This is a genomic window from Enterobacter sp. HK-058-C-ECC, assembly GCF_047531125.1.
In the GTDB taxonomy this organism is placed as follows: Bacteria; Pseudomonadota; Gammaproteobacteria; order Enterobacterales; family Enterobacteriaceae; genus Enterobacter; species Enterobacter quasiroggenkampii.
Genome location: NZ_JBLKCH010000001.1, coordinates 158,234 through 174,001, shown reverse-complemented (window position 1 = coordinate 174,001; position 15,768 = coordinate 158,234). Strand labels below are relative to the sequence as shown.

General features: G+C 54.3%; 19 protein-coding genes and 1 tRNA gene. 11 read left to right on the top strand and 9 right to left on the bottom strand.

The genetic code is table 11. The features are described from left to right. The first annotated feature begins 105 nt into the window (after positions 1-105). Entirely contained in the window at positions 106-942 is an 837-nt protein-coding gene (locus ACMWJS_RS00800; RefSeq protein ID WP_045908349.1) for an alpha/beta fold hydrolase, read from the top strand. A 106-nt stretch (positions 943-1,048) separates the two neighbouring features. On the opposite strand, the gene ACMWJS_RS00795 is transcribed toward ACMWJS_RS00800, so the two are convergent. Further along, complete coding sequence (locus ACMWJS_RS00795; RefSeq protein ID WP_021240841.1) at positions 1,049-1,306, bottom strand: YjhX family toxin; 258 nt, start codon at positions 1,304-1,306, stop codon at positions 1,049-1,051. Positions 1,307-1,620: 314 nt separating this feature from the next. Between ACMWJS_RS00795 and ACMWJS_RS00790 the strand changes: the two genes are divergently transcribed. Continuing rightward, positions 1,621-2,025 (top strand): GNAT family N-acetyltransferase, encoded by a 405-nt coding sequence (locus ACMWJS_RS00790; protein WP_048027271.1) that lies wholly within the window; start codon positions 1,621-1,623, stop codon positions 2,023-2,025. Positions 2,026-2,089: 64 nt separating this feature from the next. On the opposite strand, the gene ACMWJS_RS00785 is transcribed toward ACMWJS_RS00790, so the two are convergent. Beyond that, positions 2,090-2,177, bottom strand: a tRNA-Ser gene (locus ACMWJS_RS00785). Between the two features lie 130 nt (positions 2,178-2,307). Continuing rightward, complete coding sequence (locus ACMWJS_RS00780) at positions 2,308-3,936, bottom strand: ABC transporter substrate-binding protein (protein ID WP_048027269.1); 1,629 nt, start codon at positions 3,934-3,936, stop codon at positions 2,308-2,310. A gap of 270 nt (positions 3,937-4,206) precedes the next feature. On the opposite strand from ACMWJS_RS00780, the gene yccA reads away from it, so the two are divergent. After that, positions 4,207-4,866 carry an FtsH protease modulator YccA gene (gene yccA / locus ACMWJS_RS00775; protein ID WP_023335168.1) on the top strand — a complete coding sequence of 220 codons (660 nt, stop codon included), beginning with the start codon at positions 4,207-4,209 and terminating at the stop codon, positions 4,864-4,866. Between the two features lie 53 nt (positions 4,867-4,919). Here yccA and ACMWJS_RS00770 read toward each other — a convergent pair whose 3' ends face one another. Next, positions 4,920-5,396, bottom strand: coding sequence for a hypothetical protein (locus ACMWJS_RS00770; protein WP_414746456.1), 477 nt, complete (start codon positions 5,394-5,396; stop codon positions 4,920-4,922). Further along, entirely contained in the window at positions 5,393-6,148 is a 756-nt protein-coding gene (locus tag ACMWJS_RS00765; RefSeq protein ID WP_048027267.1) for a winged helix-turn-helix domain-containing protein, read from the bottom strand. Before ACMWJS_RS00765 ends, ACMWJS_RS00770 begins: the two co-directional genes overlap by 4 nt. Before the next feature lie 327 nt (positions 6,149-6,475). Between ACMWJS_RS00765 and ACMWJS_RS00760 the strand changes: the two genes are divergently transcribed. From ACMWJS_RS00760 to tusE, 7 genes are all read left to right on the top strand, one after another. After that, positions 6,476-6,799 carry a hypothetical protein gene (locus ACMWJS_RS00760; RefSeq protein ID WP_414746455.1) on the top strand — a complete coding sequence of 108 codons (324 nt, stop codon included), beginning with the start codon at positions 6,476-6,478 and terminating at the stop codon, positions 6,797-6,799. A gap of 147 nt (positions 6,800-6,946) precedes the next feature. After that, entirely contained in the window at positions 6,947-7,201 is a 255-nt protein-coding gene (locus ACMWJS_RS00755) for a hypothetical protein (protein ID WP_414746454.1), read from the top strand. 75 nt (positions 7,202-7,276) lie between these two features. Then, positions 7,277-7,783 (top strand): CS1 type fimbrial major subunit, encoded by a 507-nt coding sequence (locus ACMWJS_RS00750; protein WP_045908356.1) that lies wholly within the window; start codon positions 7,277-7,279, stop codon positions 7,781-7,783. Between the two features lie 72 nt (positions 7,784-7,855). Next, complete coding sequence (locus ACMWJS_RS00745; RefSeq protein ID WP_414746453.1) at positions 7,856-10,573, top strand: TcfC E-set like domain-containing protein; 2,718 nt, start codon at positions 7,856-7,858, stop codon at positions 10,571-10,573. Position 10,574: 1 nt separating this feature from the next. Continuing rightward, positions 10,575-11,732, top strand: a complete 1,158-nt coding sequence (locus ACMWJS_RS00740; protein ID WP_414746452.1) for a CfaE/CblD family pilus tip adhesin — start codon at positions 10,575-10,577, stop codon at positions 11,730-11,732. A 10-nt stretch (positions 11,733-11,742) separates the two neighbouring features. Then, on the top strand, positions 11,743-12,294 hold the full coding sequence (locus ACMWJS_RS00735) for a LuxR C-terminal-related transcriptional regulator (protein WP_047071952.1): 552 nt from the start codon (positions 11,743-11,745) through the stop codon (positions 12,292-12,294). A gap of 68 nt (positions 12,295-12,362) precedes the next feature. Further along, complete coding sequence (gene tusE, locus ACMWJS_RS00730) at positions 12,363-12,692, top strand: sulfurtransferase TusE (RefSeq protein ID WP_008499913.1); 330 nt, start codon at positions 12,363-12,365, stop codon at positions 12,690-12,692. Here the strand turns inward: tusE and yccX are convergent. From yccX to ACMWJS_RS00715, 3 genes are read right to left on the bottom strand one after another with little or no spacing between them, the layout of a single operon-like run. After that, the gene (gene yccX / locus ACMWJS_RS00725; RefSeq protein ID WP_023617863.1) at positions 12,689-12,970 is read right to left on the bottom strand and encodes an acylphosphatase; all 282 of its coding nucleotides are present in this window, start codon (positions 12,968-12,970) and stop codon (positions 12,689-12,691) included. The genes tusE and yccX overlap by 4 nt on opposite strands. A gap of 11 nt (positions 12,971-12,981) precedes the next feature. After that, positions 12,982-13,770, bottom strand: coding sequence for an AraC family transcriptional regulator (locus ACMWJS_RS00720; RefSeq protein ID WP_196095761.1), 789 nt, complete (start codon positions 13,768-13,770; stop codon positions 12,982-12,984). Between the two features lie 10 nt (positions 13,771-13,780). Then, positions 13,781-14,338: a kinase inhibitor gene (locus ACMWJS_RS00715; protein ID WP_414746451.1), complete on the bottom strand. Its 558-nt coding sequence runs from the start codon at positions 14,336-14,338 to the stop codon at positions 13,781-13,783. A gap of 201 nt (positions 14,339-14,539) precedes the next feature. On the opposite strand from ACMWJS_RS00715, the gene ACMWJS_RS00710 reads away from it, so the two are divergent. Further along, a complete protein-coding gene (locus tag ACMWJS_RS00710; protein WP_047071946.1) occupies positions 14,540-14,854 on the top strand; it encodes a hypothetical protein in 315 nt (104 codons plus the stop codon). Here ACMWJS_RS00710 and ACMWJS_RS00705 read toward each other — a convergent pair. Beyond that, a complete protein-coding gene (locus tag ACMWJS_RS00705; protein WP_414746450.1) occupies positions 14,851-15,660 on the bottom strand; it encodes a DUF4225 domain-containing protein in 810 nt (269 codons plus the stop codon). The genes ACMWJS_RS00710 and ACMWJS_RS00705 overlap by 4 nt on opposite strands. Between the last annotated feature and the right edge of the window lie 108 nt (positions 15,661-15,768).

The following is a 15,768-nucleotide window of genomic DNA, read 5'->3' as shown; positions in this document are numbered from 1 at the left end:
CCCCAGACGCAAAATGAATATCCTTCACCGGAATTAAACCAACCGCTTTTGTGATTTCTCCTACACTTTAGGGGTCGTGTTGTTCTTAACAGAGGAGTCTGCGGTATGGCATTCGTAACCACGAAAGACGGCGTCAATATTTACTACAAAGACTGGGGCCCAAAAGAGGCCCAGCCCATTGTCTTCCACCACGGCTGGCCGTTGAGTGCCGATGACTGGGATAACCAGATGCTCTTCTTCCTTGCAGAAGGCTATCGCGTTATCGCTATCGATCGCCGCGGACATGGACGATCGGACCAGGTGAGTGAAGGCCACGATATGGATCATTATGCGGCCGATGCGTCAGCCGTGGTTGAAAGCCTGGATCTGCACAATGCCGTGCATGTCGGTCACTCCACCGGCGGCGGCCAGGTCGCCCGCTATGTTGCGCGGTATGGACAACCGCAGGGGCGCGTCGCCAAAGCGGTGCTCGTGAGCGCCGTCCCGCCTCTGATGGTCAAAACGGAGACGAATCCCGGCGGAACGCCCATCGAGGTCTTCGACGGCTTCCGCAAAGCGCTGGCGGCTAACCGCGCCCAGTTTTATCTCGACGTTGCCAGCGGTCCTTTCTACGGTTTTAATCGCGATGGCGCCGAGGTTTCGCAAGGTACGATCCAGAACTGGTGGCGACAGGGTATGATCGGCAGCGCCAAAGCCCACTATGAGGGGATTAAGGCGTTTTCAGAGACCGACCAGACGGAAGATTTGAAAACCATCACGGTTCCCGTTCTGGTGTTGCAGGGCGATGACGATCAGGTTGTACCGTATAAAAATGCCGCCCTTCTCCAGGACAAGCTGCTGGCGAACAGCGTGCTGAAAATTTATCCGGGCTTCCCGCACGGGATGCATACCACCCATGCGGATACTATCAACGCGGACATTCTGGCTTTTATTCGCTCATAACGCCGCGTTTCTTGCCGGGTGGCGCTGCGCTTACCCGGCCTTCATTCCGCTACGATATTCCATTCAATGCATGAACGCCACCCGAGGGTGGCGTTGTTTATTCTGCTTAGCGATTATCCAGCTGGGCGCGAACGTTGTTCAGCCCGGTGGTGTTGATCCGATAAGGTTGCCCGTTCACGGATCGGATCAGCTTTTTGGTGCGGAGTTTTTTGAAGACGCTGAGCGTGCAGTCGCTCAGCACCAGCCCTTCACGGGTATAGCACTCAACGGACGTGACGCGGCCAGAACTGTCGCGGACGTGCACAATACGTCCACCTTTGGCGAGAACGTGTAAGGTACGTTGTTCCTGACGGGATAAATTCATACTGGAAAACCTGTGTAATCATCATGCGTAAAAACGAGCCCACACCCGCAGGTGCGTGCGTAAGGTTTAAGCGCAGCGATAACCAGTCCGTCCTGAGATGGGCGGGAAGCTGATTATCTGATGAAAACATTCTCCAGCATCAAAGCCTCGGTAAGCGGTAAAAAGGTATTTACGGGGTGAATGATAACGCCTGTTTTTTACAGGGGAATAGCGGGAGGTTAAAAGTGTGAACGGGATCGGTCCGTAAAATCGTCTTTCGTCAATTTTACTGCCAGACTGAAGCCCTTTACTGAACACCGACTGGAGCTCTTCTTATGCCTGATAACTATACCGTGGTTGAAACCGTCCCCACTGCAGAAGCGTTTTGCCGGCTGCGCGAAATCTCGGGTCTTAGCCCTCGCCCGCTGGAGGCCGCCCGAAAAGCGCTGCCCGGCAGCTGCTATGGCATGCATATAGTGTTTCAGGGAAAACCGGTCGGTATGGGGCGCATCGTAGGGGATGGTGCGTTGAATTTTGATATCGTCGACGTCGCGGTTGATCCGCTTCATCAGGGGAAAGGACTGGGCAGAGTCATTATGGAAACGCTTGTTGCCTGGCTGGATAACCACGCCTGTAAAGGAGCGTACGTTTGCTTAATGGCCGATGTGCCTGAGCTTTATACTAAATTTGGTTTTACGCTCGTTCGCCCGGCAAGCGAAGGAATGGCCAGAATCTGGTGAAGGACAAACCTGTGTTAAGGCAAAAGAAAAACCCCAGGTTAACAAGTAACCTGGGGTTTATATCTGGCGGAAGCGCAGAGATTCGAACTCTGGAACCCTTTCGGGTCGCCGGTTTTCAAGACCGGTGCCTTCAACCGCTCGGCCACACTTCCTGAGTGAGGCGAACTATAAACACCTCACCGCGTGCTGTAAAGAGTGCCAGCAATCGTTCGCTGTAAAAATAGTCAAAACGTGTTTAATCGGTTGAACTGACAACACATCGACGATTTTATCAGCACAGGCCTAGTGTTTTTTGATGTACATGTCTTTCGTGTAATAGTACCCCAGCTTATCCGGCGTAAATCCGCCCACCCACGGTTTAACCAGGTGCGTACGGACGTAGTGATAAACCGGAATGGCGGGCACATCGCGTCCCAGCAGATCTTCCGCCTGCTGGTAGAACTTACCCCGCTCTTCCGTTGTTTTGGCTTTTGCGGCATTCACCAGCGCCTGGTCATATTCCGGATTGCTGTACTGGCTGGTGTTTTCGCTGTCGCCGGTGCGGAAGTTGTTCAGGAAGGTCGCCGCGTCGTCGTAGTCGGCAATCCAGGCGTAACGCACCGCGTCAAAGTTGTGGGTGTGCATGGTATCCAGCATGGTTTTCCACTCCTGATTTTGCAGCTTCGCCTCCACGCCGAGGTTCTTTTTCCACATGGAACTGGCCGCAATCGCGATACGCTGGTGCGATTCAGAAGTGTTATAGAGCAGGTTAAAGCTCAGAGGGTGGCTTTCGTTGTACCCGGCCTCGTTGAGCAGTTTTTTCGCCTCAGCGATGCGCTTGTCCTGCGGCCAACTGGCGTAGTCCGGGTTCTGAAGCTTAACGCCGCCGATATCCGGCTGGCTGATGAGCCACGCCGGGCGCTGCCCCTGCCCTAAGACTTTTCCGGCAATGATGTCTTTATCGAGCGCCATGTTCAGCGCCTTGCGCACGCGGGCGTCGTTGAACGGCGGCCGGGTGGTATTGAATTCGTAGTAATAGGTCGCCAGCTGCGGAGAGACATCCAGCTGGCTGCCCAGGGTTTTCTTGAGCTGCGCGAACTGGTTGATCGGCACCGTGTAGACAATATCAATTTCACCCGCTTTATAGCGGTTCACATCCGCGGCCTCGGAGGTGATAGGCAGATAGGTGACCTTATTAATCACGGTATGGTCATTATCCCAGTAGCGCGGGTTACGCTCCGCCACGATGCGTTCGTTGACCACCCACTGGGACAGTTTATAGGCCCCACTGGTGACGATATGTTCAGGCTTGGTCCACTTGTCGCCAAAGCGGCCAATCAGGACTTTATCCACCGGCACCAGCGACGGGTGCGCCAGCATCGCGAGGAACGCCGCGTTAGGCTGCGTCAATGTCACTTCCAGGGTGGTGTCGTTAATGGCTTTCACGCCCAGCGTATCGGGCGCTTTTTTCCCCTGGGCGATATCCGCACCATTTACAATGTGCATGTTGCCGGGATAGCTGGCATACGGTGAAGCGGTTTTAGGATCAACCAGACGCTGCCAGCTCCAGACCACATCTTCCGCGGTAATGGCAGTGCCGTCGCTCCAGGTGATGCCCGGACGCAAGTGGAACGTCCAGACGGTGTTGTCCTTGTTCTCCCATTTTTCCGCCAGCCGTGGCTGAACTTCACCCGACGGGGAAACGCTGACCAGCCCGTCGAATAAATCACTGATAATATTGAATTCGACGTCGCTTTCGACTTTATGCGGGTCGAGCGACGCGGGCTCATTACCGTTGTTCCTGACCAGTTCCTGCTTATCGGCCAGCTGCGTTCCTGCCGGCACGTTAGCCGCCCAGGCTGCCGTGCTGGCGCACAGGATCCCGGCGGTAAGTAAAGAGAGCGTAAAGCGCGTGCGTGTTTGTGGTTTCATTTCCTTCGCCTTATTGTCTGTTTTTGTGACGATCCGGAAATAACTCTTAGCGGCCTTATGGTAATAACGCAATAATTTTCAGTAACCTATAAGAGGTTGATCTGATTAATCGCGTCAAACCGCTGTTCATACTGGTGAAACGTATTTATGCAGAAGAAACAACCAGCTCCCGCGCTAACCTGCTGAGTAAAGATGGGTAAAACCACTTTGAGAGTGACGCGCCGTTTCCTATTCTTTCCGTTAATTACATCTGTCATAAGAGAGTGACTCATGGATCGTATAATTACTTCCTCACGCGACCGCACATCGCTACTCAGCACCCACAAGGTGCTGCGCAATACCTATTTCATGCTCAGCCTGACGCTGGCGTTTTCCGCGATCACCGCCACCGCCAGCACCGTGCTGATGCTGCCGTCTCCGGGGCTGATCCTGACCCTGGTGGGTATGTATGGTTTGATGTTCCTGACCTACAAAACCGCTGACAAACCGGTCGGTATTCTGTCCGCGTTTGCCTTCACCGGCTTCCTGGGCTACATCCTGGGACCGATGCTGAACGCGTATCTGTCTGCCGGTATGGGTGACCTTATCGGTATGGCGCTGGGCGGTACCGCACTGGTGTTCTTCTGCTGCTCGGCCTACGTGCTGACCACCCGTAAGGACATGTCCTTCCTCGGCGGCATGCTGATGGCGGGTGTTGTGGTGGTGCTGGTGGGTATGGTGGCCAACATCTTCCTGCAGCTGCCTGCCCTGCATCTGGCGATCAGCGCCGTGTTTATTCTGATTTCTTCCGGCGCGATCCTGTTTGAAACCAGCAACATCATTCGCGGCGGTGAAACGAACTATATTCGCGCCACCGTGAGCCTGTATGTGTCGCTGTACAATATCTTCGTCAGCCTGCTGAGCATCCTGGGCTTCGCCAGCCGCGATTAAGCGCAACGGATATGAAAAAGGAGAATGCCCCGGCATTCTCCTTTTTTTATGCCCTACTCACCCCGGCAAATATAGGTCGGATAGCGCCGGTCCTGAATCAGCCACACGGAAGGCGAGAGTTCAGAGATGGTGAGATAGTAGCGTGCGGTCGGGCTGGCAAAGCTTCCCCACTGGGCGTCAGGCGTATTGTCGTTGTGTCGACGCCAGGTTTCGGTGTAGCTCAACACAATGACGTTATCATCGTCCCGCTGCTGCCAGGTAAAATCCACGTCCCTGTCAACGATCAGATTTTGCCCGTCAGCCCTTGCCGCGCCTTTATAGGTGGTCACTCCGGTACCGTCCTGATGAAAATAGAACTGGGCAACGGTATTGACCTTCACTTCGCTGGATTTTCCCTCATTGCGCGTAAAGTTAAATTCGGTGCTGCAGGCCAGCACATCCTTTTTAAACACACAGCCGGAATAGTAAAACAGCGCCAGGGCACTGCCGACCAATGCACCACCCAGCCCAAAAAGAAGTTTTATTTTCATTTTTGTGCCCCGCTTTTATAACGGATGGTTTTGCACAGGCTGGATTGACTGACCGGGCAGGCGCCAATGAACACCTCATCTGCGGCGGCAATAGAAAAACGGGCACTGAAATAATAAATGTCGTACTCCTCTCGTTCGCACGCCACGTTATTGGCAGCCAGCTGCGCCGCTAATTTCGATAACACCAGCGGTCTTCCGTGATCGTTGATAATCCAGAGACGACAATGCGCGATTTTCTCCTTAACCGGCATGAGTTTCGCCGGAACGAATATCCCCTGCTGCCGGCTAAAGTAGAAGCTCGCCCCCAATGCAGCAATAATCAATACGGCCGTCATCCCCCATCGTTTCAGGGAAGCGCGTTGTGGCTTTTCCACTTTCGCTGCAGACTGAGGCTGCGGTTCGGCGGGTTGAATACGCTCTCCGGGCTGAAAAATCACATCGGCCTCAAAACGAAACCCATAACGGGGTACGGTTACGATAAATTCGTACCCCTCTCCCAGTGCCTGGAAGCTTTTACGTAATTCGCTCACCGCTTTATTGAGATTATTTCCCGATGGCGTAAAGCCAAACTCCTCCCACACGCGGGTAATCAATTCCTCCCGACTCAGGTCGTGCCCTTTGTGCTTAATAAATTCCTGTAAAAGGCGAACGGCGGGGGCCGAAAGCGTTAATACAGATTCCGGTTGCCCAACAAGACTTATTGCATGTGCTTCAGGATCAAATAACAACGAATTATTGCATATAAAAAACATCTTTTATTCTCGGCTGTTACCGCATGCTTTTTAATCCCTGGTACATCGACATGAAAACCCCCTCCTGACTTGCTTATTTTTTCATCAGAAGGAATTTTCTCTCCATCCCTGGTCGCGGTATTTTCGCTTAACTATACAACCTTAAAGCCAGAAAATCAGGATAAAAAACTGTATATAACGAGTTAATTAATACAAATTTTCACAAACCGCTGTTCTGGTTAAAGTTTCCCTGCCCTGAAGCGATACGAAAGCAGACGGTGTCCTGGTGTTAACGCGCCGCCTTTAAACTCAGAGCAGGCAGACTTGATCGTGAAACAGAAAAAAAGAGTGAGCGTCACAACCGCCTTTTATGTCGCCGCGCTGTCATTGCCATTTTTCCCGGAAATGGCACTGGCCAATATGAGCGTGTATCCCATGGAACTTAACGTGGATAAGTCCGGTGCGGCGCAAATTAAGGTGGCGTCAAAAACGGATGATATTCAGTTCATTCGGGTGAGGCAAAAGAAAATTCTTAATCCCGGCACAGCCCAGGAAAAAGAGATTGATGTGGCCTCGTGGAAAGAGGGTGGCGTTGTTGTCACGCCGGAAAAATTCGCCCTTGCGGCAGGCGCAATGCGCGTGGTTCGCCTGGTATCGCTTACGCCCCCGTAAAAAGCGACGACCTGGCGCGTCTATTTTGAAGGGGTCAAGCAGCCTGACAGCATTATTCCGGGCAAGGCAGAACGCCCTGCTGCGACGGCAAGACTGGGCGTCAATGTAATCTGGGGCGCCCTGATCCATCTCGCACCGGAAAAAAGCGTGGTTTCGCTGTCGATTGACCCTCAGAGGGGAACGTTAAAAAACAACGGCACGTTGCGCGTGCCGCTGAGAGAGATCGGTATTTGTGATGCGGATTCGTCGTGCAGATGGATTAAAGAAGACGCGACGATTTATCCGGATACTGAACGGAAATTAAAAACGCTCGCGAAGGCACAAGGCCAGAAATATAAATTCCGCTACTTCAACTGGCTGAATAAAACCGCTGAAGAAGCTGATTTACCCGTCGTGCAATAACACGACGTTACCGTAAAGACCCCAAAGGGTTTGTTTAAAGAGCCAGGGTGCTCATTTGTAAATATGGAGATATCAATGCGTAAGTATTTTAAACCTCTGATGATTGTTGCCGCGATGACCACGTCCGTTAACGCGCTGGCGATTCAAAAAGATATTACCGTCAACGCCAGCGTTGATTCACAGCTGGATATGACCCAGGCCGATAACACGCCGCTGCCGGCAAGCATCGATATGCAGTACCTGCCTGGCCGTGGCCTGGAAAGCTACCGTCTGAATACCAAGGTGTGGTCTAACTCCGCGACCAGCAACGTAAAAGTCCGTCTGGTAAGCGCCGCGAAGCTGGCGAATGCCGACGGTGCTGAGACCATCCCAATGACGGTGATTCTGGGTGATAAAACCCTCTCTACCGCAGATGTGGAATATACCGGCGCCGAACTGTTCCCGGGGAGCATTGAAAACGGTTCAGCGGTACTGCCGCTGACCATTTCCCAGACCACCAAAGGCATTCTGAAAACCGGTCAGTACAGCGGCGTTGTCAGCCTGATGCTGACGCAGGCGACGACCACGGAAGGCGGTGCGTAACACCACAGCACCTAAGGAATAACGTCAGAGGGTGCTCACCCTCTGACGTCAGGATGATGTCGAGGCTCGTTCATGGCGTTTCACAGAAATACCCTCCTCTTTGTTGCTTTGTTACCCGCTTCCATCCAACTCGCCTGCGCAGGGATGGCCGTCCCGCCAGGTTTTGAAGACCTGGCGAAGACGCAGCGCCTGTGGACTGAGGTGAACCTCTACGGCGAGGCGCTTGGCCTTTTTGAAACGGATATCACGCTTGAAACGGTGAGCTTTGTCGCACCTGAAACCGTGGTAGCGGCCATCAAACGCCGGTTTAATGACGACCCATCCCTCGTTGCCACCGTGTCTGCCGCGCTGGCCGTTCCGCTTGCCCGTAACGGCAACCTGGCCTGCAGCAGCAACGGCTCCGCAACGGGCTGTGATTACATCAATACCGACCGCGCGGCCATTATTTATGACGAGAATAACGCCCGCATTAACCTGTTCCTGGACAAGAAATTTCTGCCTAAGCAGACGGCAGAGAATCAATGGTATCAGCCCACTCAGGGCACCGAAAATGCGCTGATCCATCAGCAGAACATTAACTTCGTTGCCGACAGGGATTATCAGTCGGCAACCGTGCAGGGCAACGGCGCGCTGGCGCTCACCCAGGACGGCTACGTAAATCTCGACTGGACCTGGCTGGGGCAGCGTTCACGGCACCAGCAGCAGCAGGAGGTCACCGTCAACAACGCCTGGTTCCGCCAGGATATCCTGCGTCAGTACTATGTCCAGTTAGGTGAGATGGATACCCGCGATCTGTTCAGTAACGCGGGCGGAAATATCAACCTCAGCCAGCTGCCGCTGGGCAAAATTCGCGGCCTGCGCACCGGTTCAACACGGGCATGGATGAACCCGGTTCAGCAGTCGAAGGGAACCCCTGTTACCGTGCTGCTTTCCCATGACGCGCGTATCGATGCCCGCCGTGGAAATCAGCTGCTGGCGAGCTTCTATCTGAATGCCGGGGCGCAAACCCTGGACACGCGTTCGTTCCCGGACGGGAGCTACACCGTGACGCTCTCCATCTATGAAAATAACCGGCTGACGCGCACCGAGCAGGTGCCGTTTACCCGAACCGGCATTACGCCATTTGACCGCGTCGAGTGGTTCCTGCAGGCGGGCGAAACCGACAACAGCGATCAAAACGAAGAACGCCGCGCGGTTGCGCAGGCGGGCGTTCGTCTGCCCGTGACCCCGACGCTGGCGCTGACCAGCGGCGCAACGTTCAAGAAAAACCAGCGTTTCCTGGAGAACGCGCTCGACTGGAGCCGGGGCTTCAACGCGGGCCCGATCGATGGCGTGCTGAGTACCCGGTTTAGCTACCTCTACGGCAGCGAAGGCCAGCGCGGCAATATTCAGCAAATCAGCTACAACGACGGTTTTTATTTGAGCGTCTATCGCAACGCGTTATCCGCTGAAAACTGCAACACCCAAAGCGCGGGATTTGACGCCGTGAATGGCTGTTATCGCACCCTCTCGGTGATGTTCTCCGTCCCGGTCGGCGCCTGGTATGCGAGCCTGGGGTATTCGGATAACCGCAACGAAGGCCGGTACGTTTCACGCCGGGAGCTGCCGGACAGTGACGATCGCCACGATGCGGGTCTGCCGTGGGAATCGGTCTATATGACCCGCTCGCGCACGCGGGCCTGGCAGGCTGGCCTGAGCAATGCCTTTAGCACCCGAGGCCTGAACATTAACAGCAGCATTAACCTGTTTATGCGTAACGATGACGCCCGCGACGGCAGGGATAAAGGCGGCTACCTGAGCGTGAGCCTGTCCATGGCGCATAACCGTCAGGGTGATGCGTCAAGCTACACCTCTCTGGGCGCGACATGGCAGCACCAGCAGCGTGAAAAAAACCAGCTGAGCTACAGCGTGGCGCATAACTGGTATGCCGATGCCCGCGGTGAAAATGAGTACGGCCTCAGCGCGTCGGGCATTAACAGCGACTCGCTGAATACCTCAGCCTATACGCGCCAGGGCGGACGATATGGCAACGGAAGCCTGACCGTCAGCGACGCCTGGGATCGTCAGGATCGTCGCCATACGCTGAGCAGCAGCGGCAACTACAGCTCAACGCTCGCGCTGTCCCGCTCTGGCCTGTGGCTGGGCCGCTGGAGCGACGGTCGCCCTGCTTCCGCCGTCGCGGTGAACGTGGCGACGCCGGAAGATGCTCAGGATCCACGTGTCGCCGTGTCGCTGGATAACAGCGGGAGCGCAGACATTCCGGGCAATAGCCGCGCCCTCTTCGCGGTACCGGGCTATCAGCAGACGACGTTGACGATTAACGAATCGCTGGACGTCTCCCGGGGAGCCAGCAGTGAAATCACGCAAGGGTCAGGCAGCAGAACGCTGTTTATGGTGCCAGGCAAACTGCTGCGCCGGGACGTGCAAACGACCGCAAGCTACACCTGGCTTGGCCAGTTAACCGACGAGCACCATTCGCCGTTTATCGGCGGCGTGCCGCTGAACGTGAACGGCTGGAGTGACCTTGGCAACGGCGGGTTTAGCGCGCAAAGCGACGCCCTGCTGCATAACCTCTACCTGGTGCGTCAGCAGCAATTTTATCAGTGTGCGCTGAACGTGAAGAGTATGCGCGACGTCGTGCGTTACGTCGGTTCGATTCCCTGTAAGGAATTAACTTTCTCCGCCCTGCCGGATGCCGTCCAGCAGCAGGCACAGCTGATGCTGGCCGGACGGTCAGTCCCTGCTGGCCCGACGGCTATGAACACCGATAACCTCACTAAAGGGAAATGATGTGATTAAGTGCCTCTTTATTTTACTGTTGTTAAGCCTGTGGGCTGGCCAGACGCTGGCGGGCGCCCCCGCGGGACGAAACTCCAGCGTTGGGATCAGCTTCGATCGTATGGCACCGCCTGCGCGTTTTGACATCTGGTTTCATGAATCGGGTGGTTATGACCCCGCCGATCCTCAAAAGTGGGGACGTAACACCCTGACCTGTGAGTCCCGGACTGACACCACGAACGGCGCCTGCATGAACGCCCCGGTCTGGTTCTCGGCGAACCCAGCCGCGCCTTATGCCATCAACTTGCGTTTTACGCATGCTCTCACCAGCAAGACGGTGGATATCAAGGTGTATGGCGATCACTACATGTTTATCAACAATAAAGTGTTTACTTTCGCCAGCTTCGTGACAGGAGGAACGGTCGACGTCTCAGCCTGGAACAGAGAGCCCTACTTCGATTTCTATATCGTGAAAAGCGAACTGGATAAGCTCGCCCTGCCGGGGATCTGGACCGCCACGCTGAAGCAGAACCTGCGCCAGTGGGGAAGCGCCGACTGCGGCGGGAACTTCAATGACGTGAATGTCGGCTGTCCTGGCTATCTCACCATCGCCAAATGGCAGGCAAATATTCGCATTGAGGTGGTCGATCCAGGTAATCAGCAGATCTATCTGCCGGCCTTTCCGCACTCCACGCCCATCGTTAACCTCAACCTGACCAACTTCCCGGGGCGCCCCGGGGGCAGCGAGATCCGGGGGGAAAACACGCTGGATATGTGCCTGTACGACGGCAAAAACAGCACCAGCACCCGCGCCTATCTGCGCTTTGAGGATGACGGGCTTCCCTCAGAGGGGCGTGCCGAAGGGGCGTTTTCTATCCGGCGGCGCGGTGGAAGCCAGACCGATGCGCGGGATCGTCTCGACTATCAGGTCTCCGTCACCCATCCCGTCACAGGCGCAACCGAAACGGTCGCGAACGGTAAAACCATAGTCTGGCAAGGCACTAACGATCCGCAGTATCTGCGGCAGGTCGTGCTGCCGGGCGGACGCGAAAGCGTACTGTGCATTCCTGCGCCGATTATCCTGAAAACGCCTGCGTTTGCCGCCAGCAGCAAAAACGCAGGCGACTATACCGGCACGCTGCGCGTTATCTATACGCCCAGCACGTTATAACGAGGTCACCGTGAGTTACGCCATTCTCGACAATAATCGATTTTACGCCGAAGGGTTGCGCTATGCGCTGCTGCGTCGGGGCGTCCAGCCAGAGGTCATAAGCGATACCGTACAATGGCAGCCAACGCTGCTTACCCGCCGCGTGGTGGTCGTCCGCTGCCGTTTTTCCGTGGCGGCGACGCATCAGGCGCTGATCAACATTTTGCTCAGGCTGGAAGCCGCCCGCTGGAAAGGTAGCCTTTATCTGGTCTGCAACGAAAAGGGGTGGGCGCTGGCGACGCATTTACGCAAGCGTTTCAGTACGCTAACGCTTTATATCATCGACGACAGGATCGCCGTTGCCGATGCGGCGTATTTGCTGGCAAAAGAGCCACGTCGCGTTCGAAGCCTGGACTGCTGCCTGACCGTTCCTGAATTCAACGTGCTCGATCTGATGCTGACCGGGTTGCCGGTCCGCCACATTGCCATCGTGACGCACATGTCGGAGAAACAGGTTTCAACCCATAAATGCAACGCGCTGAAGAAGCTCAATGCCAACAATCTGCTTCAGCTGCTCCTGTAGGTCACGGTTTATCCTGAGCCCGCTTTTTTGCTACACTGTCGCCGATTTTTCACCTACGACAGAAGATTATGTTCATTTTTGCAGGCCAGGAAATTGAGACCGATAGCGAAGGCTATCTGAAAGATACGACGCTCTGGAGCGAACCGCTGGCGGAGAAAATTGCGGAAAACGAAGGCATTACCCTCTCCCCCGAACACTGGGAAGTGGTGCGTTTTGTGCGCGAGTTTTATCTCGAGTTCAACACCTCTCCGGCCATCCGCATGCTGGTCAAGGCGATGGCCAATAAGTTCGGTGAAGAGAAAGGCAACAGCCGCTATCTCTATCGTCTGTTCCCGAAAGGCCCGGCAAAACAGGCCACCAAAATTGCCGGCCTGCCTAAACCGGTGAAGTGCATTTAGTAGCGAATACCGAAGTTAACGTACTCCCGGCCGGGTTGATGCGGTTCCGTTAGTACCTTATCAACCCGCGCGCTGCGCGGCCCGCCCGCTTTCAGCCACGCCACCAGCTTGTCGACCTGCTCCGCTTCGCCGCAGGCGACCACTTCAACGCTGCCGTCATCCATGTTGCGCGCGTATCCCGTTAGCCCAAGCTGAACGGCCTCGCGCTGGGTGCTGTAGCGGAACCCGACGCCCTGAACAACGCCGTGAACCCAGGCAATAGTACAGACTTTAGACATTCTTCTTCTCCTTAACGTAGCGTTTTCGGCAAACAGCCGTAGTGTTGCCGAAAACGGGCGGTGAAACGAGAGCTGGACAGATACCCACATTGTAATGCGATTTCGCCGATCGGTAATCGGGTTGACTGTAGCTGTGACAAAGCCACGGCCATCCTCACCTCCTCCACAATCTGGCGAAAACTCTGTGACTCCTCGCGTAACCGCCTGCGCAGCGTCGGCACGCTTAATGCGAGACGGCTGGCGACATCCTGCGCGGTCCAGGCTCTGGCGGGCGACAGCATGATGAACTGTCGCACCTGCTCGGTCAGGTTATTGTTTCGCTCAATAAGCAGCGGACCTGCCACGCCGTCATGCAGCAATGCCAGCAACAGACCGAAGGCCTGATGTTTTTGCAACGCCTCCGGTAACTCCTGACGCACGGCGTGCAGCAGGTTATCCCACATAAACGCCAGCCCCTCGCTCAGCGGAGCGCAGAGCGAATGAAGCGTCGTGCGCGGCCAGGATTTCAGGTAATGCGCTTTAAACTCGGCAACAATTTCCGGCGATAACATCAGCAAGTCCGAGTGAAACAGACCGTTTGCAGGCTGATTGATGATCTCCATCGCCGTATTGGCAGGAATAATGATGAGCTCATCCCGGGTTGCCACCAGGCGGTTATCGTCCTGCACAATCACCTTACTGCCGTGAGTGATATGGCAAATCGCCGGGAAAAAGAGCTTAACCTGGTGCAGGCGATGCATTTTGCTGGCACTCACTTCACCCGCCGTGAGATGTTTATGTCGAAAATGGAACTCCTGCACCCCGCCATCCTTATCTGCTGTAGGTTGCTGTTAACTGAGTCTTTGCCAGAACGTGACTATTGAGCATAAAACCGACCAGCGCGCCGCTGGCATTTTTGTCGACGGGCAGTTTATCCACGTCCAGCGCCCAGACGGTAATCTGATAGCGGTGGGGCTTATCGCCTGCGGGCGGACATGCGCCGCCGAATCCAGAATAACCGAAATCATTACGCCCCTGCACAGCGCCAGCAGGTAATTTTTCGCCATTTGGGTTACCGGCACCAGCGGGCAGCCTCATTGTCTTCGCGGGAATGTTGGCTACAGTCCAGTGCCACCAGCCGCTGCCGGTAGGCGCATCCGGGTCATAGACCGTAATGGCAAAACTTTTCGTACCGGCTGGCGGATTTGTCCACACCAGCTGCGGTGAGGTATTCCCACCATGGCAGCCAAATCCCTCAAACACCTGCGGTGACGCTAACCGCCGGTCGCCGGAAATATCCCGGCTGGTCATGCTGAAAGGCGTTGCTGCGAAAACCTGAAAACTCATTGCCGTCAGAGCGGCTATTGTGATGACACTACGCTTTTTCATGGGTATTTCCTTTGCTGAACCGGAAACCCTAAGATAAAGCACGCAACAATGCCCCAATGTGCCTAAGCGATTTGATTTTGTGCCGAAACGCTCAACGGCATCCGCAGATGATTGCGCCTTGCTGAATGTGCTACTCTACGCACCGTGAGTATGTACGTGTACAAACAGTAAATGGGATTTTTTGCGTGAAAGGAAAACGATATGAATGTCACTGATGAAGCTCTGTTGCGTTCTGGTTTCACACTGTCTGACTTGCAGAAGATAAAAAATAACGTTGAGAGATACGGTGGAACGCTTGAAGAGGCGATTTACGATCTCGCCCGTCGATTTAATACCTTACTTTGGGTAGCCAGTGTATGCTTCACGATCCTGATTATACTTGTCGTTTTCAGTTCACCTCTCAAAGCATTGGCGTGGGGGCTGGCGATTATCATAGGGGTAAGCATTATGACTCTTGCACAGCCTCCTGTACTGTCGTATAAATCCTGGCGTTACCGAAAAAGCACCAGAGATTAACGGATTCCGTTATCTGTTGTTATCAGATCAAAAATGACCTTGGCTTTAACGCCATATCCGACAATCTTCATCGTGAGTTTAGGCGCGCCCATCGTACTGACTTTGCGATAGTAATCGTGTGGAAGCCATCGAAACAATCTCCACGCTCCCGTTTTTCGGGCTAGTCCAGCGATACTATAGACACTGGCACCAAGAGTAACACCGTTATAAAAAGCCAATCCTGAGTTGGGACTGAACCCCATAAACTGAGCTGTTTCCATAACGGTATCAGCAATCATTCCCTGTGAAGGTTTTTGTCCTGCTGGTAGATCAAAGTTGAGTACTTCCCGGGTCAACCCGTTAATTCCATCAGCAATAAGGACAGCTCCTGCAAACATGCCTATCGGCCCCATAGTGGATAACATCACAAATCCACCAAACAAAACGACGCCTGATAGCACAACATTCACTGCCGAAATGACATATCCGACAATTTTATTATTTTCCCTGACAAACTCGACTTTTGCATAAAGCTGCGCGGCGCGGGTTCTTAGCAGATGCTCTTGCTCACGAAGATTTTCCGTTTCAGCTCGAAGATTCTTGATGCAAACCATACATTCTTCATCTGTTCTGGCATGACGCGCTGTTGCAAACTCCTTTTCAACGACCTGTTTTATTTCTTCTACAAACTTGATACGACAAAGCCCGTCCTGAAGGTAGAAGGCTGATAACTGGTTGGCTGTATCAACGAGCTTACGCGCCTCCAGATTAACCATGGTCTCAGACCATGCCCTGTTTCTTCCCTTATTTAGTAACGCAATATCCATTTTGATTCCCTCCGGCTTTTTAACGGTAACGAGCTTAATTACTCCATCGCTTTGATTATTTTACGTGCGACGCGATCAGGAACAACAGAAAATGATTTCAACAAGCTC